The organism is Methylophilus sp., from assembly GCF_052173275.1.
Classification (GTDB): Bacteria; Pseudomonadota; Gammaproteobacteria; order Burkholderiales; family Methylophilaceae; genus Methylophilus.
In genome coordinates, this window is the sequence record NZ_JBQMUL010000002.1 from 182,375 (window position 1) to 207,838 (window position 25,464).

20 protein-coding genes are annotated in these 25,464 nt (G+C 47.8%); 7 read left to right on the forward strand and 13 right to left on the reverse strand.

The genetic code is table 11. The annotated features are described in order from the left end of the window. Nucleotides 1-55: 55 nt before the first annotated feature. From ACTS9Y_RS02365 to ACTS9Y_RS02420, 12 genes are all read right to left on the reverse strand, one after another. The gene (locus tag ACTS9Y_RS02365; RefSeq protein ID WP_442584410.1) at nt 56-1,009 is read right to left on the reverse strand and encodes a PDR/VanB family oxidoreductase; all 954 of its coding nucleotides are present in this window, start codon (nt 1,007-1,009) and stop codon (nt 56-58) included. Further along, on the reverse strand, nt 1,006-1,608 hold the full coding sequence (locus ACTS9Y_RS02370) for a dimethylamine monooxygenase subunit DmmA family protein (protein WP_442584411.1): 603 nt from the start codon (nt 1,606-1,608) through the stop codon (nt 1,006-1,008). Before ACTS9Y_RS02370 ends, ACTS9Y_RS02365 begins: the two co-directional genes overlap by 4 nt. 410 nt (nt 1,609-2,018) lie before the next feature. Next, nucleotides 2,019-2,984: an electron transfer flavoprotein subunit alpha/FixB family protein gene (locus tag ACTS9Y_RS02375; protein ID WP_442584412.1), complete on the reverse strand. Its 966-nt coding sequence runs from the start codon at nt 2,982-2,984 to the stop codon at nt 2,019-2,021. 2 nt (nt 2,985-2,986) lie between these two features. Further along, a complete protein-coding gene (locus ACTS9Y_RS02380; RefSeq protein WP_442584413.1) occupies nt 2,987-3,781 on the reverse strand; it encodes an electron transfer flavoprotein subunit beta/FixA family protein in 795 nt (264 codons plus the stop codon). A gap of 16 nt (nt 3,782-3,797) precedes the next feature. Beyond that, nucleotides 3,798-5,213 (reverse strand): hypothetical protein, encoded by a 1,416-nt coding sequence (locus tag ACTS9Y_RS02385; protein ID WP_442584414.1) that lies wholly within the window; start codon nt 5,211-5,213, stop codon nt 3,798-3,800. A gap of 11 nt (nt 5,214-5,224) precedes the next feature. Beyond that, the gene (locus ACTS9Y_RS02390; protein WP_442584415.1) at nt 5,225-7,360 is read right to left on the reverse strand and encodes a heterodisulfide reductase-related iron-sulfur binding cluster; all 2,136 of its coding nucleotides are present in this window, start codon (nt 7,358-7,360) and stop codon (nt 5,225-5,227) included. A 126-nt stretch (nt 7,361-7,486) separates the two neighbouring features. After that, complete coding sequence (locus ACTS9Y_RS02395; protein WP_442584416.1) at nt 7,487-9,679, reverse strand: oxidoreductase; 2,193 nt, start codon at nt 9,677-9,679, stop codon at nt 7,487-7,489. 175 nt (nt 9,680-9,854) lie between these two features. Then, nucleotides 9,855-11,552 (reverse strand): APC family permease, encoded by a 1,698-nt coding sequence (locus ACTS9Y_RS02400; protein WP_442584417.1) that lies wholly within the window; start codon nt 11,550-11,552, stop codon nt 9,855-9,857. A gap of 118 nt (nt 11,553-11,670) precedes the next feature. Next, on the reverse strand, nt 11,671-12,840 hold the full coding sequence (ribBA, locus tag ACTS9Y_RS02405) for a bifunctional 3,4-dihydroxy-2-butanone-4-phosphate synthase/GTP cyclohydrolase II (RefSeq protein WP_442584418.1): 1,170 nt from the start codon (nt 12,838-12,840) through the stop codon (nt 11,671-11,673). 9 nt (nt 12,841-12,849) lie between these two features. After that, entirely contained in the window at nt 12,850-13,647 is a 798-nt protein-coding gene (gene folE2, locus ACTS9Y_RS02410) for a GTP cyclohydrolase FolE2 (protein ID WP_442584419.1), read from the reverse strand. A 356-nt stretch (nt 13,648-14,003) separates the two neighbouring features. Continuing rightward, complete coding sequence (locus ACTS9Y_RS02415; RefSeq protein WP_442584420.1) at nt 14,004-14,354, reverse strand: cupin domain-containing protein; 351 nt, start codon at nt 14,352-14,354, stop codon at nt 14,004-14,006. 333 nt (nt 14,355-14,687) lie between these two features. Next, nucleotides 14,688-15,527 (reverse strand): TorF family putative porin, encoded by an 840-nt coding sequence (locus ACTS9Y_RS02420; protein ID WP_442584421.1) that lies wholly within the window; start codon nt 15,525-15,527, stop codon nt 14,688-14,690. A 545-nt stretch (nt 15,528-16,072) separates the two neighbouring features. Here ACTS9Y_RS02420 and ACTS9Y_RS02425 point away from each other — a divergent pair. After that, nucleotides 16,073-17,086 (forward strand): helix-turn-helix domain-containing protein, encoded by a 1,014-nt coding sequence (locus ACTS9Y_RS02425; protein WP_442584422.1) that lies wholly within the window; start codon nt 16,073-16,075, stop codon nt 17,084-17,086. Between the two features lie 296 nt (nt 17,087-17,382). Further along, nucleotides 17,383-18,228 carry an RNA polymerase sigma factor RpoH gene (gene rpoH, locus ACTS9Y_RS02430; RefSeq protein ID WP_442584423.1) on the forward strand — a complete coding sequence of 282 codons (846 nt, stop codon included), beginning with the start codon at nt 17,383-17,385 and terminating at the stop codon, nt 18,226-18,228. Nucleotides 18,229-18,286: 58 nt separating this feature from the next. On the opposite strand, the gene ACTS9Y_RS02435 is transcribed toward rpoH, so the two are convergent. Next, nucleotides 18,287-20,242 carry a dynamin family protein gene (locus ACTS9Y_RS02435; RefSeq protein WP_442584424.1) on the reverse strand — a complete coding sequence of 652 codons (1,956 nt, stop codon included), beginning with the start codon at nt 20,240-20,242 and terminating at the stop codon, nt 18,287-18,289. Between the two features lie 232 nt (nt 20,243-20,474). Here ACTS9Y_RS02435 and ACTS9Y_RS02440 point away from each other — a divergent pair, with 232 nt between their 5' ends. The 5 genes from ACTS9Y_RS02440 (at nt 20,475) to ACTS9Y_RS02460 (ending at nt 25,385) form a co-directional block, all read left to right on the forward strand. Next, nucleotides 20,475-20,852: a gamma-butyrobetaine hydroxylase-like domain-containing protein gene (locus ACTS9Y_RS02440; protein ID WP_442584425.1), complete on the forward strand. Its 378-nt coding sequence runs from the start codon at nt 20,475-20,477 to the stop codon at nt 20,850-20,852. A gap of 2 nt (nt 20,853-20,854) precedes the next feature. Next, a complete protein-coding gene (gene ubiE, locus ACTS9Y_RS02445; protein ID WP_442584426.1) occupies nt 20,855-21,622 on the forward strand; it encodes a bifunctional demethylmenaquinone methyltransferase/2-methoxy-6-polyprenyl-1,4-benzoquinol methylase UbiE in 768 nt (255 codons plus the stop codon). A 4-nt stretch (nt 21,623-21,626) separates the two neighbouring features. Continuing rightward, nucleotides 21,627-22,220 carry a ubiquinone biosynthesis accessory factor UbiJ gene (locus ACTS9Y_RS02450; RefSeq protein ID WP_442584427.1) on the forward strand — a complete coding sequence of 198 codons (594 nt, stop codon included), beginning with the start codon at nt 21,627-21,629 and terminating at the stop codon, nt 22,218-22,220. A gap of 2 nt (nt 22,221-22,222) precedes the next feature. Next, nucleotides 22,223-23,770, forward strand: a complete 1,548-nt coding sequence (ubiB, locus tag ACTS9Y_RS02455) for a ubiquinone biosynthesis regulatory protein kinase UbiB (RefSeq protein WP_442584428.1) — start codon at nt 22,223-22,225, stop codon at nt 23,768-23,770. Nucleotides 23,771-23,915: 145 nt separating this feature from the next. Next, entirely contained in the window at nt 23,916-25,385 is a 1,470-nt protein-coding gene (locus ACTS9Y_RS02460) for a sodium:solute symporter family protein (protein WP_442584429.1), read from the forward strand. Nucleotides 25,386-25,464: the final 79 nt, after the last annotated feature.

The following is a 25,464-nucleotide window of genomic DNA, read 5'->3' on the forward strand; positions in this document are numbered from 1 at the left end:
TCCCGCCTTGATTGCAGACTGTGATTAAAATATAAATTGGATGTTTTACTGAAAGCTATAAATCAAGCACCAGGCGCTTGCCTTTAGTACGGGAGACGCACGGCATAATGCTTCTGCATGACACTTTTTCTGAATCCGACAAGTAATGGTCATGATGCTCAATACCGCCATCGCTTTCGAGTACAGTCAACTCACAGCGACCACAAACGCCGCCTCTACAAAGAGAATCCGTGTTCACACCTGCAGCCTCAATGGCCTCCAGCATGCTCATCTCGGCTGGCACACTGACTTCTATGTCAGATTTTGCCAATTGAACCTTGAATGGCTCACCCACCGGCGGAGAAGAAAACTCTTCATTGTGGATGTGATTCTCTGGCCAACCCAGATTTCTAGCGGTTTCTAAAACAGCGACCACCATAGGCGATGGTCCACAGACATAGACATGTGTTCCTAATGGCTGACGGCTGAGCAAACCCTTCAGGTCCATGCGCTCGTTCTGGCTATCGGCGTAACAATGCAAGCTGCTGGCACACATTTCTTCAAGCTCGTTTACGAAAGCAGCCTGCTCATAAGCGCGAAACGCATAATGGAGTTCATACTCGGCACCGACTCTTTTAAGATCCTCAATTTGAGACATGAATGGAGTGATGCCTATACCGCCAGCAATCAAAATATGCTTATGCGCTAATTTGGAAAGCGAGAAAAGATTAACCGGATGTGTAATCTTCAGGCGCATGCCGATATGTACGTGCTCATGCATAAACAAAGAACCGCCGCGAGAGTTTTCCTGGCGCCTCACTGAAATATGATAGGCCTCAGTGTCTGTTGGCGACCCCATCAATGAATAAGGGTTTCTATAAGTTCTGCCTTCAGCTTGCATCGATACAACAATATGGCTACCGCCAGAAAATGCGGGCAGCTTGGCCCCATCTTCATTGACTAAAGTGAAGTGTTTAATCAGCGGCGTGACTTCTTGAATAGCTGCCACTCTTACATTGATGGTACTCATGGATAAATCTCCTCAATAGCGGGCCACTCTCCAGGCGTTTCTGCATCAACCATTAACCCCATATACGCTCCCAGGTGTCTTGAAAAATGGTCACGTACAAATAGCATGCGCTCACAGCCACTGCAGGATGTGATGTTTGTGGTGACATATTTTGAAATCGCCTTACAGTGAACGCAGTAAACGCTGCGAGATAGCGTGTCTGCCTGCTCTTTCATGATATCCATTTCCTGGATACCAAAAGGTTTGGCAGCCGCAACAACATCCCAAATAAAGCCTTCTGACCCGGCTACATAGACACGCAAACCCATATGAGAATCACGTAGCAGCACTTGCAACTGGGCCAGTAAATCTTCTTCGAATTTGTATATATGGAGACCCTCAGTCACCACCATTTTCAGCGTGTCTGAGTAATCTGCTTCGAACTGTCCATACTTGCCGTAGAGCACTGTCACCGGTTGCACCGGGTGCATTTGTTGAAACAACTTCAGCACTGCCATTCCAGCAATACCAGTGGCAAGTACCAAATGTGCAGTTGCATGTTCGTGCCACGTCAAAGATTTATAAACAGGTTTACTCTTAATCCAATAGCCACGTTCCATATTTATCTCTTTAATTAATCAAACACTGATGACTGTCTCAACCCGTCATCAGAAAACTCATCTCCGATATGCCGACAGCAATCTTTTAATAAGACTAAAGTAATCAAGTAAGTGAGAAAATAATCTTGAAGTTGTACTCCCTAAGGGGTAGCAATGGATATGTATTAAGAGATCGAGTAAAAAAAGAGGGCACATAAATGTGCCCGGAAGGAAGGTTGAATTTGATACACAATGTATGAGCCTGGTTTCGGAGTCCTCCTGATACGTGTGGATTTAGCTATAGATTAAAGGAATCGAATCATCACGAAAATCATCATGAAGTTGTACTCCCTAGGAAGTATCAAAACCGCATCATTCTTGATCAGGGCTTTTTTGAAAAGCCCTGACGCATCATAAACATTAGATATCGATTAGGCTGCGAGCTGTGTTTTGAGCTCTTCTTCAATGTCAAAAATATCAGCAACAATGCCATATTTCGCAATTGTGAATATTGAAGCCCCCGGGTCAGTATTCACTGCGATAATCGTTGGCACATGTTTCATACCGGCCATGTGTTGAATGGACCCTGAAATGCCCATGGCAACATAGAGCTTGCATGAACCGACTACTTTGCCTGACTGGCCAACCTGTCTTGATTTAGGCAACCAGCCTGCATCGGCAATCGGACGGGAACAGCATAATGTTGCGCCGGCTTCATCAGCCAGCTCACGGAATTGTTCTACGTTTGCCTCTTCGCCGATACCACGGCCAATCGACATAATGAAGTCGACAGTTGTAATATCGATATCATTACCGCCGCCCACTTCAATGTAGTCTTTGTTTTGGCTGCGAGACTGCACTCCCGGCGCCGCTATGTGAGTAACGGCCGGGCTGGACGTACCCTCTAATGGTTTGAAAACACTGGGACGGACAGTGAGTACAACAGTGGCTTTACCAGGGAAATCAACTTCGACGTTGACCTTTTGGTTATAACCACCACGCGTTGCCACCAGATCACTCCCCTGGTATTCGACGATGTAAACATCAGTGGCAAATCCGTAACCGGCCTTGCTGGCCAAGCTTGAAGCATAGCCCAGTGAGTCCACTGAGTGCGGCAACAATACCACAGCAGGTTGATGCTCCGAGATCAGCGCAGACACTGTCGCTTCAAAGATATCCGGATCAAAATCGGCAGATGCGCCTTTGACAACAATCAGCTCATCTACGCCATTGACGGACAACGCAGGCACAAAAGAATCAGCCTGACTACCAATCACTGCAACGACTACTTTATCGTCAGGGCTTTGTTTCAATCCGTTTGCGGCACCAATAAGCTCTAAAGTTACTGGACGTAAATCGTTACGGCGATGCTCTGCAATCACCAATACTTTGCTCATGATTATGCTCCCTTGAATTCGTTAATGATTTGAATGATTTTTGCAGCCTGCTCGGATAGCGTGCCTTCAATCATCGTTGCGCGGCCTTTTTCCGGAATATACATGCGGCGTACGCGTGACATGGACTGACCTGCCCCCACATCATCTGAAGACAACCCAATATCAGCTAATGACAGCGACTCAATTGGTTTAGCTGCTGCCTGTTTAATGCCGCGCAGTGATGCGTAACGCGGTTTATTGATCCCTAACTGGATAGTGAGGACAGCAGGACAATGAATATCGACCTCCTGAAGCATGCCACCTTCAAGCTCACGGCGAATGGTTGCTTTATTGTCACCTGGCTTGTATTGCAAGTCAGCGACAACCGCAGCATGAGGCCAATTCAGGTAGGAAGCGACTGAGATACCCGTAGATGCATATGCCTGGTCGGATGATTGCACACCGGCAAAAACCATATCAGGCGCTTCTTTCTTGATGACTTCCGTCAGAATGCGACCAACAACGATAGCATCTGAACCTTCTGCGCTATCATCCCAAACTCTGATCGCACGATCTGCGCCTTTCGCCAGGCATTTACGCAAGCTTTCATCCACGCGATCAGGGCCAACCGATACCACGACTACTTCAACCTCGGTATCACTGGACTCTTTGATTTTCATGGCTTCTTCAAGCGAGAAGTCATCCCACTCATTCAAGTCGTACAACATGAAGTCTTCGTCGACATCCAAGCCATCGTCACGAATTTCAAAATCTTCTTCCAGCGCTGCGGTTTGTTTCACTGCTACTAATATTTTCATACTCTCCGTCTCCTTATTACTTCGTTACTAAGAATTTATCGGGCATTTTCAGGCAGATTTTTGCTGCCCACCGATATACCGAAAACCGAACCTGGTAGTCTGGATCATCCCGCAGACCCCATTTATCCTGCGCCTGCAAGTTGCCGTTGTGCACCAGCAACATGCGATGGAGGTAATATGGATCTTCCAGCAGCGGCAGTAAGGTAGTACGTGATGCGGACTTGTTAAGAATCACACCCCGTCTAACATCTGCTTCACTAGAACCCACCAATCCCTTCAAAATACTTTGTGGTGTATTGAGGTTATTTGCGACGCCACTCAATACATCTACTTCTTTATCATCCGCTAACTTAATCAACATCCTCTGTGATGCATTGTGCTGATAGGCCACACCAGCACGCACCCAGGCATTACCATCTTCTGCAAGCACATTCAGCAGGTCCACTGGCGTTTCAGTGTTTCTCGCCACTGCCCTTCTGACATCGACATGTTCATCTGCTGCCAGTCTATAAAGCAGGGCCAGAGGCGTTGTTGTATTACGTGCAATCCTTTGCCTGACCCAGGTATCAGGGTCACTCGACAACCCTTCAATCTGCTCGCCTGGCAAGTCGACCCTGGAAGCCACGACGCGCTTGACTAACTCACTTTGATCACTCGCCAAGTGACGAATCGTTGCCATAGGCGTGAAAGCATTGGCTGCAACCCCAGCCCTCACCCCCGCATCATCGTTATTGGCATATCGGAGTAAATTTTCTTTACTGATTCGCCGGTCTTTTGCCAGCACACGCATCATCAATAACGCTTCGCTGGATGCAGCCCTGGCGATCACCGCAGCAGGGCAATTCAGATGCCCAACAATCGCTGCCTGGGTATGCAAATCAGACTGTTCATAAATGCGCGCAAGCAAATCAGATGAAGCCGATTCGTTTTGCGCAATATTTTTATGTATTGCCAGACTGATGTCGTCACTGACCACCCTGTCTGATAAGCAGGTCAGCACTTTTGCATTGGCAGCTGGATTTTTGCTTAAAGCCAATAAACACGCCGCATCATCTGACTTTGCCGCAATATTTTTTAATACCTCTGTAGCGCTGTTGTGATGTTGCGCAATCAGCTTGGTTAACCCTGTCTTGCCTTTATTGCTGGCATCCTGGTACAAGTGAGATAGAGTTCCTGAGGTCGTGCCCGGGTTTTTATCCAGCCTTAATTCCACAGCATCATCGTGAATACCCGACAAGGCTGCTAGTACCGACGCAGGCGTGTGCTCCCATCGAGCAATCAATAAAGCAGTTCGCCTGGACTCACAAATCTGCGCTTCCAACTCCAGCTTACTGAGCCCTGTTGCCAGCTCATGCACTGCCGCAGCAACATAGGGATCGCTTGATTTAATGGCTAAATGCACCAGAGCATCGGCACTACCAAACATATTCATCTCGCTTATGCTTATGAAATCACCTCTACCGAATCAGTGATATCCACCTCGTCGAACTCAAGACATTCATCGATCAGCTCAATGAGTTCACGCACAACGAACTTGCCTTCAAAGCCCGATGTTTTGAGCGCATCCTCGAACATGGTCAGGTCTTTAGGGCAAGAAACGATGAAGACATTGAGCCCTTCGATCTGCCCAGCCTCACGCATGCGATTGGCTGATGGTTTCTCAATACCGACTGGATCAGGGATCCAGATGCGACCACCACCGGCACCACAGCAGAATGAGTTATCACGGTTGCGCCCCATCTCCACCAAATCACAACCCAGTAACTTGATCACATCACGTGGCGCGTCATAGCCTTTGTTATAGCGCCCCAAATGGCATGGATCATGGAATGTCACGCGGTAATCCAGTTTCTTTTTCAGTTTGATTTTTCCACTTTCAATCAACTGTTTAACTAGTGTTGTGTAGTGGTTGATTTCGAACGTTCCACCAAAGTCCGGGTACTCGTTCCGTATGGTGTTGAAGGAGTGCGGATCCGTTGTCACAATCGACTTGAACTCACATGACTGCAAAGTACCGATGTTGGATGTGGCCAGATGCTCATATAAGCCTTCCTCACCAACACGCCGCACATCGTTACCCGCATTGAGCTCTGCCTCAAACAACAAACCAAAGTTGATGCCAGCTTTGTTTAACAGCTTGGCGAATGAACGGGTGACTTTTTGGTTTCGGGGGTCGAAAGAAGCGTAATCACCCACGAACCAAAGAATATCTACTGGCTCAGTTCTGGCATCCTTAATTTCAAATGGCAAATCTTTGGCCCAGGAAGCTCTCTTACGCTTGGACTCACCGAATGAGTTACCGGTCTTATGGATGGTCTGCAGTGTTTTCTCAAGAATGGGTTCCATCTCGCCTGCTTCAACCAGATTTCTACGCATCTGAACGATGATAGGCACATGCTCAACCGCGACAGGGCAGATTTCAACGCAAGCCAGGCAAGTACGGCATGACCACAGCGTTTCCTGCATGACCTGACCAGGGGATTTACCATGAATATCCAATTCAGCTTCTGCAGGAAGATCTTTGGAATTCAATGCTTTGTTTGCAAACTCGCGTAGTGACAGAATCACATCTCTTGGAGAAAGTGGCGCGCCTACGGCATTGGCAGGGCACGCTTCCTGGCAGCGGCCGCATTTAGTACATGCATCAAGATGCAGCAAGTTTTTCCAGGTCAAGTCGGTGATCGTTTTATACCCGGCATGCACCTGATCAACCGGAATGATAGGCAATCTTCTTCCAACCAGCGGGCTCTTGAACATTAAAGAGGCAGCTGCAGTGAAGATGTGCTTGATCTTGGTGTAAGGAATGCATGCGATGAAGGTCAATGAAAGCAAGCCATGGAACCACCATAATGATGGGCGGAAAGCGCCAGCTGCTTCAGCAGTCATGCCCAGTGCCTGCATCATGTGCGCCAGCACCGCACCAATTGGCGACCAGAAACGGTTGTCCCAAACTGAGGGGGTTTCACTCAGCCATACCAACCGTGTCGCTTCCAAAATAAAACCTGTCGCACCAATCAGAATGAAGGACCATAAGAAAGCCCAGTCTTCACGACGATATTGGCTACGGTCATAATCAGGGTCACCCACTTGCCTATCCACACGCTTGTAATCAAGCTTTGGCAGCTTCATCCACTTGCGTCGGTACATCATGTACATCAGACCGGCGACCACACCAAAACCAGCCAAATCGAGTACAAGTGAAAATAATAAGTAGAAATTCCCGTACCAGAAGCGAACACCAAACAAGGGTTCCAGAATGTCGTACTCTAAAGTGATGGTGGCCGTGCCGATGAACAGCGCGACGAAGCCGAAAAATATGAGTCCGTGGGCACGGCCGGCCTTTTTATCGCGCCGGACTAATGTACGATGCGAGCCCATGGTTTTAACCATGTCCCAAAAACGTTTAAAGATTTGATTCCAAGACTCGTCAGATTTACCACGGCGGTATTTGCGAATCTGTACGTAACAACCGTGTATAAACACTGCAATGGCCAGGTAACCAAATGCATAAAATAGATAGATTGCCTTAGGGTCAAAGTCCTGGAAGAGTATTCGAGTGATTTGTGTAGCATCGGTCATAGTGATCACCTGTTTTTGAATTAATGAGTTCCATTAGCCCTGGGGCACTTTGTCACTTGTGTATCGAAATTAATTTTTGAAGTAAGGCCAGCGACTATGTGTCGCTGGCCAAACATTCATCAGGTTTTAAACTTTGTACTCAATTTTGAAATTACCGCCTGGCATATGCGGTGTTCCCCACGCGATGGTTTCGCGCTTATATGGGATGGCGATCTGTGGATTGGCTTCTTCAATTTCACGAGCCACACGGTGGCCAGTAAATGTTGCATCAGCAATCAAGCGAGGTGCTTCAGCATCACCAATCAGGTAAATACCTTTGATGTCATTCTCAGCCCACTCGGATTCACGCGCTTTCAGCTCATTCCAAAGTGTGCACTCTGAATGACGACCAGTGACCAGCACTAATGAGTCATACTCCAGCCAGCGGTGGCTCGTATTCGCATCACGTGGCGCTACACCAGGGCCACGGTAAGTACGCTTGGAACCATCACCCCAGACGTTGTAGATCTCCAGGCGGCCTGGTTCGATGCGTGAGCAGAAGTGGTCACCCAACTCTTCAACATGCAGCTCGTGCAAACGACGCATCATATTTGGATACTCAAGTGTGAAGTGCATGTAGTTAGCCAGATGCACGCCAGACACAATGGTGACTTCGTGGCCTGCAGTTGCCAGCTTCTCAGCCAGGCTTGGCGCCATAAAATAGGTATCCGCATTCAGGATAACCACGCGCTTGCCAATCTTCTTCTTGCCTTCCATCACTTGCTCTGGAGAGAGCTGATCAGGCAAGGAAGCGTCAGCACCCGGGATTGGTTCGTGAGTTAAGCAGTTGGTACCATCTGTGTTCCAGGATGAACCTGTAGCAATGATGACTTTATCCGCACCGTACTGTAAAACATCGTCAGCCGTCATTGGCTTCTGGCCCAGTGCAACCTGGCTTTCTTTGTTTTTCTTCAGCAGTTTATTGATCTGTGTCTCGCGGTAATCGCGGTGATAACTCCATTCACCCAAGCCTGGCAGCGCAGCGACTTGATTCAGGTGACCGCCGATCTTCTCCGCTGTATCGGTCAAGTGAACTGTATAACCACTTTCCATCAAGACACGGGCAGCTTCAGAACCGGATGGGCCAGCACCAACGATCAGCACTGAATCCTTGTTTTTGGTTTGACGGAATTTCTCTGGATGCCAGCCACGACGATACTCTTCACCCGCTGTCGCATTCTGAGTACAAATCATTGGAGGGCCGCCGATTTCCCAACGGGAGATACATACGTTACAACCGATACACACACGGATGTCGTCATATCGACCTTGCTCGACTTTTTGTGGCAAGAATGGGTCAGCAATAGAAGGACGTGCGCAACCAATGATGTCGGCATACCCTTTGGTGACGATTTCAATCATTTTCTCAGGGTCGGTATAACGACCAACACCCAATACTGGTTTTTTAGAGACTTGCTTTACCAGTTTGACCCAGGGAATCGTATGACCTTGCTGGTAGAAACGTGAAGGGCCTGCATCTTCTCCCCACTCTGCAATATCGCCAATCGTGATATCCCACATATCGACAAGTGAATCAGCCATTTCAACAAACTTCTGACCATCCACTTCAGCTTCGATTTGACCTGGACCATACACAGTATCAACGCCGAAACGGGTAGCAATGGCACAATCAGATCCCACTGCGTGCTTTACTTTTTCCAGTGTTTCCAGCCAGAAGCGCGCACGATTCTCCAGTGAGCCACCGTATTTATCTGTACGCTTGTTGTAGTATGGATTCAAGAATTGCAGTGGCAAATAAGAGTGCGCACCGTAAACGTAGACAATGTCAAAACCAGCATCACGGGAACGTTTAGCAGCATCTACATAGTACTGTTGTACCTGGGCAATATCGCTCAGATCCATTTCTTTACAGTAAGACAGCGTTTCAAATTCTGATGCATATTGGCTAGGTCCGCGTGGCGTAGCACGTGACTCCATGTTAGGCGCATGTGCACCGCCGTACCATAACTCGACCCCAGCCAATGCGCCGTATTTATGTACCTCATCGGTCATGGCTTTCAAGTTACGTACGTCACCCTCGTCCCAGATACGTGCGGACAAGCGATGGGTATCATCTGATTCTGGATTGATGGAGCAATATTCGGTGTTTAAAGCTGCCCAACCACCTTCAGCTTTAACAGAACGATGTGCGGATTGAAAGCCTGGCTTATCAGAGCCAGCGCCAATACAATGGGGTACTTGATAGAAGCGATTGCGTAATGTTTTAGGACCAATTTGTATTGGTTCGAACAAAATGTCATGTTTTGGGTCGCGTGCCATTTTATATTTATCTCCTTGAAATTTTTGGGATCAAACTATGTGCAATTTTCATAGCGATGCCCAGGAGACACAATTACACTCATGGCTTACTACTTAGGTGTTACTAAGAAGTGATTGACTTTTTGAACATGATTTTCTTTAAAGAAATAACCTGAAAACGACTGCAGAACGCAGCTTAAATATGATCTGTATACCAGACCAGGATAATGGCGGCCGCAATGCTAAGATATGGCATGTACTCAAGATATTTCGTATAGGCGGGCCGGCTGATCTGAGGTTGCATATCGCTGATCAGCTGTGACGGAAATACGCCTTTGTCTTCAAAATAGTGCCGATAGATAAATAGCGGAACGATCAGCGAAGAAAAGAACAAACCGGTTTTCAAAGTCCCTTCGCCCCAAATCTCTGTCCCCATTCCCATGATCGCTAGGTTTAAGAACCCAAGCAGAACACCCATTACTAATAAAATCATCGGGGTCTTGTACGGTCTATCCCAATGCGGCCTATCCATGCGATGAATCCATGCGGAATTCAGTACCAGAAAGTGATAGATGATGTACGCCACATTGGACGCCGCCAGAACGAATACGTAATCCGACATCATGAGCAGGATCAGGTTATATGAAAGGTCTGTCCACATGGCTCTCGTGGGAGACCCGCTTTCATTCACCACGGAAAGGTATTTTGGCAAAAGGCCATCTACCGATGCTTGATATAGCGTTCGAGACGAGCCAGACATGGTCGTCATAATCGCAAGCAGTAATGTGAGTATCAGCATCACCACAATGATGTTACCTATCACTGCACCACCACCCACGATTGATGAGAGTGCATTTGCAACGCCTGTACCTTTATAAATATTGGCGGCCAGCATCCCATCATAGATTGCAGGTGACTTCACCTCACCAGCATCGTCCACTACTGCAGGCACCACCAGCTCCCCCAAACCCAAATGACTCTGGAAAGCGATTGGTACCAAAGTGAATACGACAATGCAAAGTAACCCTGAATAAATAATGGCTTTATAGGTGTCGGTTTTAGGATTTTTGAATTCACGGGTATAACACAGCGCCGTCTCAAAACCATAAGAGGACCATGCAGCGACGAATAAGCCACCGGCCATTAACTTCCAGCCTTCTATATCCCAGTTGCCTTCAATCACATTTCCATCAATGTCATACGCAAGTGGAAGAAATGGAAAAAAATGATCTTGCGCGACGTCACCAGTGATCAGGGGTATTAATCCAATCAAGATAAGTGGGACCAATGCGATCAACCCCAAAATCATCGTCGTGTTAACAGACCTGAGTATGCCACCATGCTGGACTGCAAATACCAATAGTAAAAACGTCGCCCCTAAAATGAAAGTGGCATTGATTCTTAAACTAAGGCCCGATTTGATCATACCAAGATCAAGTAGCGTGATTTGCCAGGTATTAATCAGCGAGTTTGCATCATACAAAATGCTGAGTGAGTAACCAGCTGCCAGCCCAGACCCGATGGCCAATACGGGAGACCAAGCCGCCCAGTTACACCATACATTCAAGGTGGCAATGAATTTGCTGTACCTCATCCACGCTACAGAGCTGTGAATAGAAAGGCCTCCGGATTTATGAGGAAACATCCCGGCAATTTCCGCATAGGTAAACGCCTGAATAAAGCCAAACCCAATTGAAAGCAACCAGACTATCCATGCTGGTTTTCCGACTGTAGCTGCCACCGCTCCAATCGTGAATAACACCAGCCCCGGCGCGCCACTCGCGATCCAGAACGCCCCTTTCCAGCCTATGCCTCTATGTAGCCCTGTTTTAGCGGCGAAGCCATTGCCGGATGAGTCTGATGTCGTTGCTTTTTCGGGCGGGTATGGATTCACATTTACTATCCGAGTTTTCTTATGGTAGCCAGCTTGGTGATGCCGATTAAAAGCATATGAAGCCTGTGCGTTTTTTGAGTGTTAACAACCCTCACGTTAAAGATACTACAGCTTGATATCAGTTGCCTACTGCGACGAAATCAGTCACCGTCAAACCAAAACCAGACATGCTAGGTATCTTGCGCGGCTCGGTCATCAACCGCATATTCAGTACTCCCAAATCTCGAAGTATTTGTGCACCAATGCCATAATCTTTGAGCGTATGGCGGTTGTTAACAGGATTGTCTGCCGAGTTAATTGCATTGATCACATCTCCACTTTTCTCTTCACGCCTTAACATCACTATGACGCCGTCACCTTCCTGGCTAATTTTGCGCATAGCATCTTGCAAACTCCAGCTATGGTTTTTGCTACTTGCGTCTAATAGATCCAGTATGGAAAGAGGCTCATGCACACGCACCAATATACTTTTGTTTACATTGACTGTGCCTCGGACTAATGCCAAATGCAATGCATTGGCAAGTGACTCCTGGTACGCTATTAGCTGGAAGGGACCATAAGGCGTTTCAATTGAACGCTCAGCCACACGTGAGACCAGACATTCATTCTGGCTTCTGTAATTAATGAGATCAGCAATCGTCCCAACTTTAAGATCGAATTTAGCCGCAAAATCTAAAAGATCAGGTAAGCGAGCCATTTCACCATTGTCTTTAAGTATTTCGCAGATAACCGCAGAAGGGTCTAACTTTGCCAGTCGCGCAATGTCACATCCGGCTTCAGTATGGCCTGCACGCACGAGCACGCCTCCAGTCTCTGCAATCAATGGGAAAACATGGCCGGGGCTCACAATATCCAGAGCCCGTGCATTGACATGCACTGCCGTCTGAATGGTATGTGCCCGGTCTGCGGCAGAAATACCCGTGGAGACGCCATGTGCAGCTTCGATGGAGGCTGTGAAATTTGTGCCCATCTTGGTGCCGTTTCGGGAAACCATAGGGCTCAGGTTCAGCTGCTTGCCGCGTTCTGCCGTGATGGTTAAACAAATCAATCCACGCCCATGTTTAGACATGAAGTTAATGGCATCAGCGCTCACATGTTGCGCCGCCATGACCAGATCGCCTTCATTTTCCCTATCTTCATCATCAAGCAGAACAACCATACGCCCCAATCTTATCTCTTCGATGATTTCACTTATTGGGCTAATGATCTTCTTTGTTTTTTTATAAACGACTGAAGTCTTCACTGCAGCGGGTTGCGATAACAAGGTCGTGCTGACTGGACTATTCATGATCTGCTCTTAGAGGTCGCTACTTGCGATACAGGCGTATGCTGAGTGATTGTGAATAGATTCGAAGTTTTCACATTCAACAATAAAATCCTTGATGCGCTTTTCTTTATAAAACGCAGAAGCAATGTCTCTGACCATATCCTCCACAAATTTCGGGTTGTCATAAGCCAATTCTGTGACGTACTTTTCGTCAGGTCTTTTCAGCAACCCAAAAAGCTCAGACGAAGCCTCCTTTTCAACTACGCGAATCACATCTTCGACCCACATACCCTGATTAAAAGAAACCGTGACGGTCACGTGAGACCTTTGGTTATGCGCGCCATAGGCCGATATTTTCTTAGAGCAAGGGCATAAACTAGTGACGGGTATCAGCACCTTCACTTTGACATCATGGCCGGTTTCCGTGATTTCTCCGATAAAAGTGACTTCATAATCCAGCAGACTTTTCACACCGGATATTGGCGCTGTCTTATTCACAAAATAGGGAAAATGCATTTCGATGTAACCTGACTTAGCCTCAAGTCTCAAAGCCATCTCGTGGAGTATCAGATAGAAGTTTTCTATTGATATCTCACGCACATTGCTATTCAGGATTTCAATGAATCTAGACATGTGCGTACCTTTGAGATGCTCAGGTAAATGCACATACATATTAAGCGTTGCGATCGTACCTTGCGCATCTCCGGTTTTATCTTTGACTTTAACAGGATGCCTGATCGCCTTGATTCCTACCTTATTGATTGCCAACTGACGCACATCCGCCAGGTTTTGAACATCCTCAATAGGGAAAGGTGTTGGTGAATTCAAGATAATGCTCTTTTCATAGTTAAAGTGATAGGCGGCAACAAGTCTTTAATCAGTGATCTCTCTTTAATCCCATGACTACCAAAAAATGGGAGGGGGCAACTTCCATCACCCCCTCTAAAAATTCAAGTCCAACTCGGATATAGGGGAATGAGATTGTGTAACGAACTTGAAGTTTAATTCTCAAGCGTAAGAGTACTTAAAACAATTGCCACTAAGGATTACTCCATAAGGATTAGCTCCCGGGTGACACATACCGCATCTTGAAAAGCCATTCTGGCCAGGCTGAAATGCAACATTCCACACAATGATCAATTGCGTGGAATGCCGGTTTTTGGAGGTATTACTGAAAGACTGAATTACAGAGGCGCGCGTTGACCTGTGAAGAAGCCAACTGCTTTGTCTGGCGTGCTGAAAGTAATATTGCTACCTGCCGGGAAATACAATACATCACCAACGGTTGCAGTTACTTTTTGACCAGTGTCATCAGAAATAATGAAAGTGCCTTCAACAACGATCTTCATTTCTTCATAGTCATATGAATAAACTAATTCCTTACCTGCATGCAGATGAAAGAAACCTGCACAGATCGTTTTGTCTTTGTCTTGAGAAACAAAAGTATCGCCCAGGAATGCGGGTACATTTGGCACATTCATTGATGGTTGATCATCTTTAACAGCTGATTTTTTGAATTGAAACGGTTTACTCATTGCAGTTCTCCTTAGGGGGTTACTTGAAAAGTGTTTGTATTAAATCGCGTTCAAAATGAACCGACAATTACACCTAAGGGGTACTCACTAAGAAGCATATTTCATAAACCTTGAATAAATATGCTATAAAAAACAATGGTCTATAGATATGCAATATGAAATCATAGCCATTGCAAACCCAGCAATGGTCAGGAAAAATCTTGTAGACGGGGTGTTCGACTTCAGGTGTTAAGCCGCAAAGGAAGCACTGAAAAAAGAGCCTCCTGCGCTGAGATTGAGTGGAGCGTGCAGGAGGCCAGGGAAATAGTCGTATGAACTATTTATATTGCGTGTTTAGAATGTATGTCGCACATAGAAAAAGAATCTACTTTTATCAAGATCATCACCTGAAGCATCTACATACCATCCTTTTTTGGTATTGGAATGGATATAGCTCAGGCCTGTATTCCACCCTTTTGAACCAGCAAATTCGAAGCTGCGACTAATACCTACCGACATATCTACGTAATCAGCAACGCTATAGTTTTCGACAACCTGGCGTCCGATATGCAGGTGGTAGTTAGTATCAGTATTAGGTATTTTGTCGGTGTAATTGATATCTATGTAGTTTGTTCCTTTTGAATCCCCGTGACCAACCAGCTTACCTCTGTATTCAGTGGTACCAAGCGAGGCTGTGTTATAGCCGAACCAGTCAGTCAAGGCCCTGTAGTATTTAACATTCAAGCCTTTATAATCGGCTTTCAAAATCAACTCCACAACATCGGAGTTTTGACCATTGAATGTATATCCTTGCGGGTAGGTAAAATTAAATATCTCACCAGTGAGCGCAAAGTCCGGAGTAATTTCTTTCCTCCAGCCAACGTAGTAATCCGTTTCATAAGTATTGCCGTAAACCGCATCTTTATGGACAGTGCCATAACCAAATCCGGCATACAGCCCACTGTCATGTGAGTAATCAATGCTTCCATAAAACTGACCGTGTTTTGCGAATGACAAGCCACGGAACAAATAGTCACTATAGAGACCAGTAGTTAATGACCAATGGTGCGGCGAACTTTTTAACTCACCCTTATTTTCATTTTCACGCTGAACGACCTCTTCAGCCACTGCTGTTGAAATTCCCCCAAAAGTTAGGAATAAGCTACAGACGATTACCTTCTTACTCTTTTCCATATACTCCCTTTCAAATCGCTTTTCATATTTCTAGTAATAATTTATTACTGGCCGATACTTAAAAGGTGTGGCTACTATCAAAGATTTTTTGTTTTAATTTCGTTGAATATGTCTACTACTCTGAGTTGCACCTATCTGAATACTCACCCGTTTTTTATTATGCCTATTCACTTAATCTTTTATCAAAGCCCCAACTATTTCGTATGTATCCAGCAAATAAATAGTCAATTGCCGCAATTCGACAATACCTACGGCGACTTCAGAAACATAGAAAGAACCCGCATGCCATTAACTTTTGGTTCAATTCAGAAATTGTGATGCGGATTTTTACTACCTCATGCCGTTTTTTACCATCCCTCCTAAGGCTTAATACTTAAGAAGTATTGCGAAGGGATATCTTTCCAAGTTAATTTAGCCCTGCTAGGGACATCGCAAAAACGATCTCCCATATAAAAACAAAAACTAGCTAACAAATCCGCACCCTGAAATTTTGAGATAGTGAATATTCGAAATGATGAAGGGCGATGAGAAACAGGAGCACAGCTATGGGGTTAAATGCACTACTTGAGAACGCTGAATTTCCAGTCAGCTCAGGCTTCAATGTCATTCAGCGTAAAACCGCTGACGTTTTGGAGCAGGCAGAAGCCTTGCCCTTTTGGTCGCAGCAATATACGCAACTAGGCAAGGGGTTATTTACTGGAGCCATCAACAGCATTCATCACAACGGCATTCAGATATTTACTGAAACAATGAACCGCGCAGTAGATCAAATTGCCAGCGCGCCACGTGACTGTTACGTCATTGGCCTCCCTACCATCGTAGATGGTGAGTCAATTTGGGGGCACTTATCTATTCAGAAGAACTCACTTCTAACGTTAGATAAGAATGCTGAGCTTTATTTCAGAACCTCTTCGACTTCAGGAATCATTGCAGCCGTCATTCCTGCAAATCGGTTAGAGAGTTTTGCCAAGAAAATAGAGGATTTTGAGCTTGAAGAAACCATTCAACGCCTTAAACCAGTGGAGTTATTGCCTCCTGATATTGCTGCCCGGCTACTCAGAACGCTGTGGTACGGACTTCAATCCACTTTAGAAAGCACTGACATCAATCAATCAAATGCAATCTGGGCCAGTTTTGAGGAAGACCTTTTGTCCTCCTGTATGAATGCATTGATTCATGCAAACACCAACATTCATCGCCATTATTATGATTACCGCATACCCAGATATATTGTTAATCGAGTCAGGGATATCACATTGGCGAACAGTGGTTTTTCTATGAAAATCGAAGAGCTGTGTGAAATCTTACGCATCAGGCCCAGGACGTTGAATCAGGCGTTTGCGCGTGCACTGGGTGTTACGCCACTCACTTATATTAGAAACTTAAAACTTCAAAAAGTCAGATTAGAACTCATTTCGCATCCCGATGAGATTTCAAGTATTGCAAATGTGGCATCCAAATGGGGATTTGTACATTTGAGTCTCTTTTCCCGCTACTATCGTGAGCTATTTGGTGAGTGTCCAATCGAAACATTACATAGGACAAAAGTAGAACGTTAGTTCAATACCCAGCAAATAAAAATGGGGCAATTTCTCCACTTTTAGCACTGAAATAAAACCTGTCCGATTACAAACAGGCCATCCATTAAACGACTTATTTTAACGCTGCACCCCCAACTCACCTGCACTTGGTGATATAGGCAAACTTGCTCATGCGGTACTGTGATTTTCCCACGGGGTCTGTATCTAACTCAATTAAGGTAACATGAACTTTTTTTCAGGCTAGCACTCTCACTCCATGAGTGCTAAAATTAGTTTAAACCTCTTCTTTCACAAGGAGCTTTACCATTAACGCTTTGACTATACCTGTTGTTTCATCCGCGGATAGCCTGGATAAATACCTGCGCACCATTAAGCAGTTTCCAATTTTGACGCCTGAAGAAGAATACAGCCATGCCACCAACCTGAATAAGACTGGTGATTTGGAGTCTGCACGTGCGTTGATCGTGTCGCATTTGCGCCTGGTGGCCAGCATCGCGCGTGGTTACAGCGGCTATGGTCTGCCGCAAGCCGACCTAATCCAGGAGGGCAACATTGGCCTGATGAAGGCAGTGAAACGTTTTGACCCTGAGCGCGGCGTGCGCCTGGTTTCGTTTGCCATGCACTGGATCAAAGCCGAGATCCATGAATATATTGTGCGTAACTGGCGCCTGGTGAAAACTGCGACCACTAAAGCACAACGCAAGCTGTTCTTCAATTTGCGCAGCATGAAGCAAGGCTTTGAGACATTAAGCCCGGACGATGTGCATAGGATTGCCACCGAGTTGAATGTGAAACCTGAAGAAGTGGTCGAGATGGAGTATCGCCTGAACGGTCAGGAGATTCCATTAGACGCGCAGGTGGATGATGACGGCGAAGAGATGTATAGCCCGATTGCTTACCTGCAGGATGAAGGTCCTGAGCCTTCTGTTTTGCTGGAAACACTGCAGACCGAGCATATGCAGACTGAGGGCTTGAGTGCGGCTTTGCAGCAGCTGGATGAGCGTAGCCGCCGTGTATTGCAGGCGCGCTGGTTGACTGAGGGCGATGTCTCAACCCTGCACGAACTGGCTGCTGAGTTCAACGTTTCTGCCGAACGTATCCGCCAGATTGAGCAAAAAGCGATGCAGAAAATCAAGACCTACATGCTGGAAAGCAAGTAATAGCAATAAAAACGGGTGCCCAGGCACCCGTTTCTTTTTCCGCATTATTTATCCTTAATTAAGCTGCCTGCACAATCACTTCTTCATGTTGCAAGGCGAGCAGCGCTTTACCATTGAGTTGATCCAGTTCCGCCAGTTGCTGGCGGATAGTTAACTCCACCTGCTCCAGATCGGCAATCCGCTCTTCCAGCGTATCGGTCGCCTGGTAAATCCGTTTAATACTTTCCACACGGCGCTTGAGTTGCACATGGTGCTCACGCATCTGGCTTTCCATAGGCGCAATCACTGCTTTCAACCAGCTTTCGGCATCGCGGTTAGCCGCTTCATATTCAAGGATCACGTGGCTGGCCAGGGTTTCAAAAAACTTGCTGGTGAGGGTGAATTTTTCATGCGCGATCATATTGAAAGTGGTATTGAACTGATCGCGGTAAATGGTTTCGAGTTTATTCAGTGCCTTGAGATAACGCGAAGTCGAGAATGGCGGTGGCGTCTTTTGTAGCAGGCCATGCTCTTTTGAGAATTTCTCATACATGGCTTCCATCATTTTCTTGATTTCATGCACATGCACATCGGCTTCCATCATGCGGCGTTTCAGGTCGCTGAAAAAATCATCCATCGCCTGGCGCATGGTTTTGGTAAACGATGCCTTCATCATGCTGTCGCGTGTTTCGCGCACTTTGTTTTTCAGTGCCGGCATGCCCAAATGATGAAACAACTGGCTGGACTGCACCGAGAACACGCTGCGTAAGGCCTGGTAGCGCTGCAACCCTACTTCAAAATTGACTTTATCCTGTTTGACCTTGCGCATCATTTGCGCAATCACATCTTCATTCTTGCCTTGCAGGCAGCGCAGTTCTTCAGTCTGATCCAGCACGCTTTGCAAACGGGTTTCCAGGATGCCGCGCGTTTGCAACACCATATCTTCAATTTCGCTATGGATGCTTTCGCGCACAATTTCCTGCTTGGCAGGAATCAGCTCATCAGAAAGGTTTTTTTCCAGTTGCAGTAAGCGGCTTTTCGCCAGCAACTGGTGATCACCAGTCACTTTAGCCAACAAACCTTTTTGCGCCGAGGTGGGTAAAATCTGGTCACGCGACAGGCCTAGCAATTCGGCTGTGGTCTGCAACTGTTTGTGCAGCTCGGTCTGGATCTCGTCTTCTGTTTTCAGCGGGTCCCACAAGCCGTCGATTTTATTGAGTACGGCGATACGCCCTTTTTGCTTCCAGCGGGCACCACTGATATAACGGCGCCAGACTTCCATTTCAGATTTGGTGACACCGGTATCGGCCCCCAGGATAAACAGGACCGCATGCGCATTCGGTAGCATGCTCATGGTCAGTTCCGGTTCAGCACCTATGGCGTTCAATCCCGGGGTATCGAGAATCACTAGGCCTTGCTTGAGCAAGGCGTGCGGAAAGTTGATCACGGCATAGCGCCAGCAAGGAATCTCCATCAGGCCATCCTGCCCGATCAACATTAAATCGTCAGGATGATCGGGGTGGTATAAACCCAGTGTTTGCGCTTCTTCGCGGGTGACGCGACGGGTGCGGCTGACTTCTTTAAACGCTTCCACCATGCTCTCGCGTGAGTGGGCATCAAATTCAATGACAGACCACGCCTGCGGCATGCGGCGGTATTCACTGATGGAAATCTGGTTGGCGCTGCTTTCGATAGGTAACAGCGACAGGCTGACTGGTTTACCCGTGTCATAGCGCAATTCGGTGGGACACATAGTGGTGCGCCCGGCGCCAGAAGGTAATAACCGATGGCCATAATCAGAAAAGAAAATGGCGTTGATAAGCTCGGATTTACCGCGTGAAAATTCGGCTACAAATGCGACATTCAGCTTATCTTCGCGTAAGCGGTTAAGCTGATGCTGAATACGTTCTTCAAGTTGCACATCGCTAAGCTGCTTATCGGCCAACCAGCGCCGATACTCCCCCAGTACATCAGCAATTGTTTCACGCCAGCGTGTATACAAATCAAATTGTTGTGCCAGTCTGTTATTTTCCATAGGACCTGCTTAATAGTTATTCGGTAACCTACTTAGGATTGCCTGTTTTTTGCTAATCTATCACGATTTTAGAAAAGTTCAAATAAATCATGTAGGTATAGCCATTAATTCATAAATAAAATGAATTATCAACCATAAGATCAGCTTTATACGCATTTATGCGTAGGCGGTTGTCATCTGCTATCATGCGCATTAGTCATTAACGGCCTGAAACACGACTTTCTTCAATCTTATGAGTGGTCTTCTCCCAGATTCCCCCATCCCTACCCTGATCCAGCTGCATCAGGGCTCGCGTTTGCTGGAAATTCATTTCGATAACCAAACCGAGTGCATGCTCTCCTGCGAGTTTTTGCGGGTTTACTCGCCTTCTGCAGAGGTGCGTGGTCATGGCGCCGGGCAGGAAGTCCTGCAGATAGGCAAAGAACTTGTCAACATCAGCGGCATCGAACCAGTGGGCAGATATGCCATTAAGCTGATATTTGATGACGGTCATGATACAGGCCTGTATTCATGGGATTATTTGTACTACCTGGCCCAGCACTATGAAAGCCTGTGGCAGGACTACATCACCAAACTGACCATCGCCGGTCAGCCGCGCAAGGAAACATAAGCATGCAAGACACGCCAGAACAGCAAAAAACCACCCACTTCGGTTTCGAGACCGTGGCTGAGCACGACAAGCAAAAGAAAGTCGGCGAAGTATTCCATTCGGTCGCGCAAAAATACAACATCATGAATGACGTCATGTCGGCAGGGTTACACCGTGTGTGGAAGCGGTTTGCAGTCGATGTCAGCGGCGTGGGCCAGGGTGACAAGGTACTGGATATTGCCGGTGGCAGTGGCGATTTATCCAGCCTGTTTGCGAAAAAAGTCGGCACGCAGTCGGCACACAACCCCGGCCAGGTCATTCTGACAGATATCAATGCCTCCATGCTGGGCGTGGGCCGCGACCGCATGATAGATGCCGGCCTGACGGTGCCAGCCGCACAATGTAACGCTGAAACCCTGCCCTTTGCCGATGAATCATTTAACTGCGTCATCGTGGCATTCGGTTTGCGCAACATGACGCATAAAGACAATGCCCTGCGTGAAATGCAGCGCGTGCTGAAACCGGGCGGACGCCTGCTGGTGCTGGAGTTTTCCAAGGTCTGGCAGCCGCTGGAGAAACTGTACGATACCTACTCCTTCAAACTGCTACCCAAGCTGGGAAAATGGATCGCCAATGACGAGTCCAGCTATCGTTACCTGGCGGAAAGCATACGCATGCACCCGGACCAGGAAACCCTGAAGCAAATGATGCATGACGCAGGGTTTGCCAAAGTGGATTATTACAACCTGACCGCAGGCGTGGTGGCCTTACACAAAGGCATTAAACTCTAATTCTATGTTTAAACCATTGATTCAATTTGTGTTGCAGCACCTGATGCAGCAAAACGACTGGACGGCGCCGTTGCTGCAACCTTACGCCAACCAGACCCTGGGTTTTGATTTCAAGGTCGCACAAGTCAACCTGACCATTCTGCCCAATGGCGAACTGGCCGTTGCCGCTGACTCTGCCACGGCGGATGCCACCATCCATTTACCGCCCAGCCTGGCCATGCGCTTGATGCGCAAAGACCCGCTGGCGGCCAGCCTGATCAAAATCGAGGGCGATGTGGCATTAGGCATTGAAGTCGGCAAAATACTGTCTGCCGTGCGTTGGGATGTAGAAGGCGATTTAAGCAAAGTGGTCGGCGATATCGCCGCCTACCAGGTAGTGGAGCTCGGCCAGGAAAAATTCAAACGCTTGCAGGCCAATGCCAAAAACCTGGGAGAGATGCTGGTGGAATACTGGCAGGAAGAACAGCCGCTGATCGCCAAAAAAACCAGCATAGAACAGTTTAACCAGTCGGTAGACCGGCTGCGTGAAGATACTGACCGCCTGCAATCGCGTGTCGACAAGTTGCTGGCAAACGCCCCTTCTTCAGAAAGCCGATAAACATGCACTGGTTTCGTTTCTTTCATATTATCGGTGTGTTTATCTGGTATCGGCTGGACATTTTTTTTGTACGCGAAGACAAGTCCAATCTATTGCCGCGCCTGCTAAACCTGCTGTTTTTCTGGCGTAGTGCGCCGCAACAACGTGCGATCAGGTTAAGGCTGGCGCTGGAAACACTAGGGCCTATCTTTGTTAAATTCGGCCAGATGCTGTCTACCCGCCGCGACCTGCTACCGCCTGATGTCGCGGACGAACTGACCAAACTGCAAGACCAGGTGCCGCCATTTGCGTTTAGCCAGGTCGAGGCGATCTTAATTGAAGCATTCAATGCGCCACTGAATAGTACTTATGCCGAATTTGACCCGGTGCCGGTCGCCAGCGCCTCAGTTGCGCAAGTGCATTTTGCCACGCTGCATAGTGGTGAACAGGTGGCTGTCAAAGTATTGCGCCCTGGCATTGCAGCGATTATCCATAGAGATATCGCGTTGTTGCGTACCATCGCCTGGTGGGTGAAAAAACTTTCCAGTGAAGGCCGCCGCCTGAAACCGGATGAAATGGTGGAAGAATTTGCGCGACACACCGAGCATGAACTCGACCTGACACTGGAAGCGGCGCAGTGCTCGCAACTGGGCCGCAATTTCAGCGACAAACGCCTGCTGGTGCCAGTTGTCTATTGGGATTATTCGCGCAAACAGGTGATGACCATGCAACGCATGTTCGGCACGCCAGTGCGGGATACGCATGCGCTGAAAGCCGCTGGCATCAACCTCACGCAACTCGCACATGAAGGCGTTGAGATCTTCTTTACCCAGGTGTTCCGCGATGGTTTTTTCCATGCCGATATGCATCCTGGCAATATCCAGGTAGTCACCGAAGGGCCGGACAAGGGCAAGTTTATTGCGCTGGATTTTGGCATCATGGGCAGCCTGTCGCCTACAGACCAGTATTACCTGGCGCGTAATTTCCTGGCGTTTTTCAACCGTGATTACCGTGATGTCGCGGTAGCGCATATCGAGTCAGGCTGGGTACCGGCGGATACCAATGTCGAAGCGCTGGAAACTGCGATCCGCGCCATTTGTGAGCCTATCTTCGAGAAGCCGCTCAAGGATATTTCTTTTGGCCGCACCCTGCTCAGCCTGTTCCAGATGTCGCGCCGTTTTGGTGTCAATATCCAGCCACAGCTGATCATGCTGCAAAAAACCCTGCTCAACATTGAAGGCATGGGGCGCGAGCTGGACCCTAATATCGATTTGTGGCACAGCGCCAAGCCCTTCCTCAAGCGCTGGATGAGCGAACAGATAGGCTGGCGCAGATTGATCAAATCGGCCAAACATGAACTGCCCTATGTACTCGCGCACGCGGCTGAGATACCCCGGTTATTCGAGCAGTATTTGCGTAACCAGAGTGAGTTCGCAAAACAGCAAACCTATATTGATACCCTGCTGGCCACCCAGCAAAAACAATCCCAATGGCAAAAATGGTTAGGCATTGCCATTGCGGCATTAGTGGTGTTGCAATTGAGTAGCCTGATTCTGTTTTGGATGACATAGCTGGTGCCCTGTATAGGCCTGTGTCCTGCATGGTAAAAAAGCCTGGAATTCAGGCTTTTTTATTTCCTGCCAAAAAGAAACGTTATCAATCAATAACTTTTGTTTTAAAATCTGCCGTTTGCAACGGCTTTAAGGGAAACGGACAGTGTTGATCTGGTTTGTCATGGCGTATTTACTGGTCTCTATCGGGATCGGCCTGGTCGCTGCCAGAAACGTCCACAGCACCAAAGATTATGCGATCGCCGGCCGCCATTTACCGCTGCCCGTAGTCACGGCGACCGTATTTGCCACCTGGTTTGGCGCCGAAGCCGTGTTTGGCGTCTCTGCGACTTTTGTGCGCGAAGGCTTGACTGGCATTGCCGCCGACCCGTTCGGCTCAAGCATGTGCCTGATCCTGGCGGGCATTTTCTTTTCCAGCCGCCTGTACAAACTGAATATCCTCACGCTGGGCGACTTTTACCGCATGCGTTATAACCGCACGGTAGAGATACTCACCACCATCGCGATCGTGGTGTCTTACATGGGCTGGGTAGCCGCACAAATCAAGGCGCTAGGGCTGATCTTTAACCTGATCAGCAATGGCTATATTTCAGAACCGACCGGCATGATTGTAGGTACAGCGATTGTGCTCACCTACACCACGCTGGGCGGCATGCTGTCCGTCGCCATCCTCGATTTCGTACAGATGATCGTTGTCATTGGCGGCCTGCTCTACATTGCCAGCATCGTCTCAGGCCAGACCGGCGGCGTTGCGCCAGTGATTGAGCACGCGCGCAATGCCGGAAAACTGCATTTTTTCCCGCAATCGACCAACTGGAGCGTCTGGCTGACTTTTCTCGGCGGCTGGCTGACCATGATGCTGGGCTCGATTCCGCAGCAAGATGTTTTTCAGCGCATCACCTCGGCCAAGACTGCCAATATCGCCTTGTGGGGTTCCCTGCTCGGCGCGAGCATTTATTTCTGTTTCACCTTTGTGCCCATGTTTATTGCCTATGCAGCGACCTTGATCGACCCGGCTACCTTTGGCGCACTGGTTGAAACCGACTCGCAACGCGTGTTACCAACGCTAGTGCTCACCCACACGCCATTGCTGGCACAGGCGATTTTCTTTGGCGCGGTGCTGTCGGCGATCATGAGTTGCTCATCGGCGACGCTGCTGGCACCTTCAGTGACTTTTGCCGAAAACGTGATCAAGGGCTTTGTACCCGAGATGAATGACCACGCCTTCCTGCGCGTCATGCGGCTGTGCCTGGTCGGCTTTGCCGGCATGGTGCTGTTTTATGCACTGAATTCTGAACTCTCCATTTTTGGCATGGTAGAAAGCGCCTACAAGATCACGCTGGCTGGTGCATTTGTGCCATTGATATTTGGCGCATTCTGGAAGCGCGCAACCAGCCAGGGCGCACTGGCAGCCATTATTTTAGGCATAGGCAGCTGGATACTGGTTGAAGTCATGGTCGGTGAAGAAAGCCTGGTCCCGGCACAGCTGCTGGGGTTACTGGTCAGCGCGGTGGCAATGGTAATAGGCTCATTGCTGCCGCAAAAGCTGGGCGGCAGCCCGCAGCCACCGCATGGGTACTTGCATGAACATGCTTCACGCAGGCATACGGAATAACATGAATCTCAACACAGCATTAAACTTTAATCACTTTTAAATGACCAATTGATGAATAACCGTTTAAAGCAGTGATTGT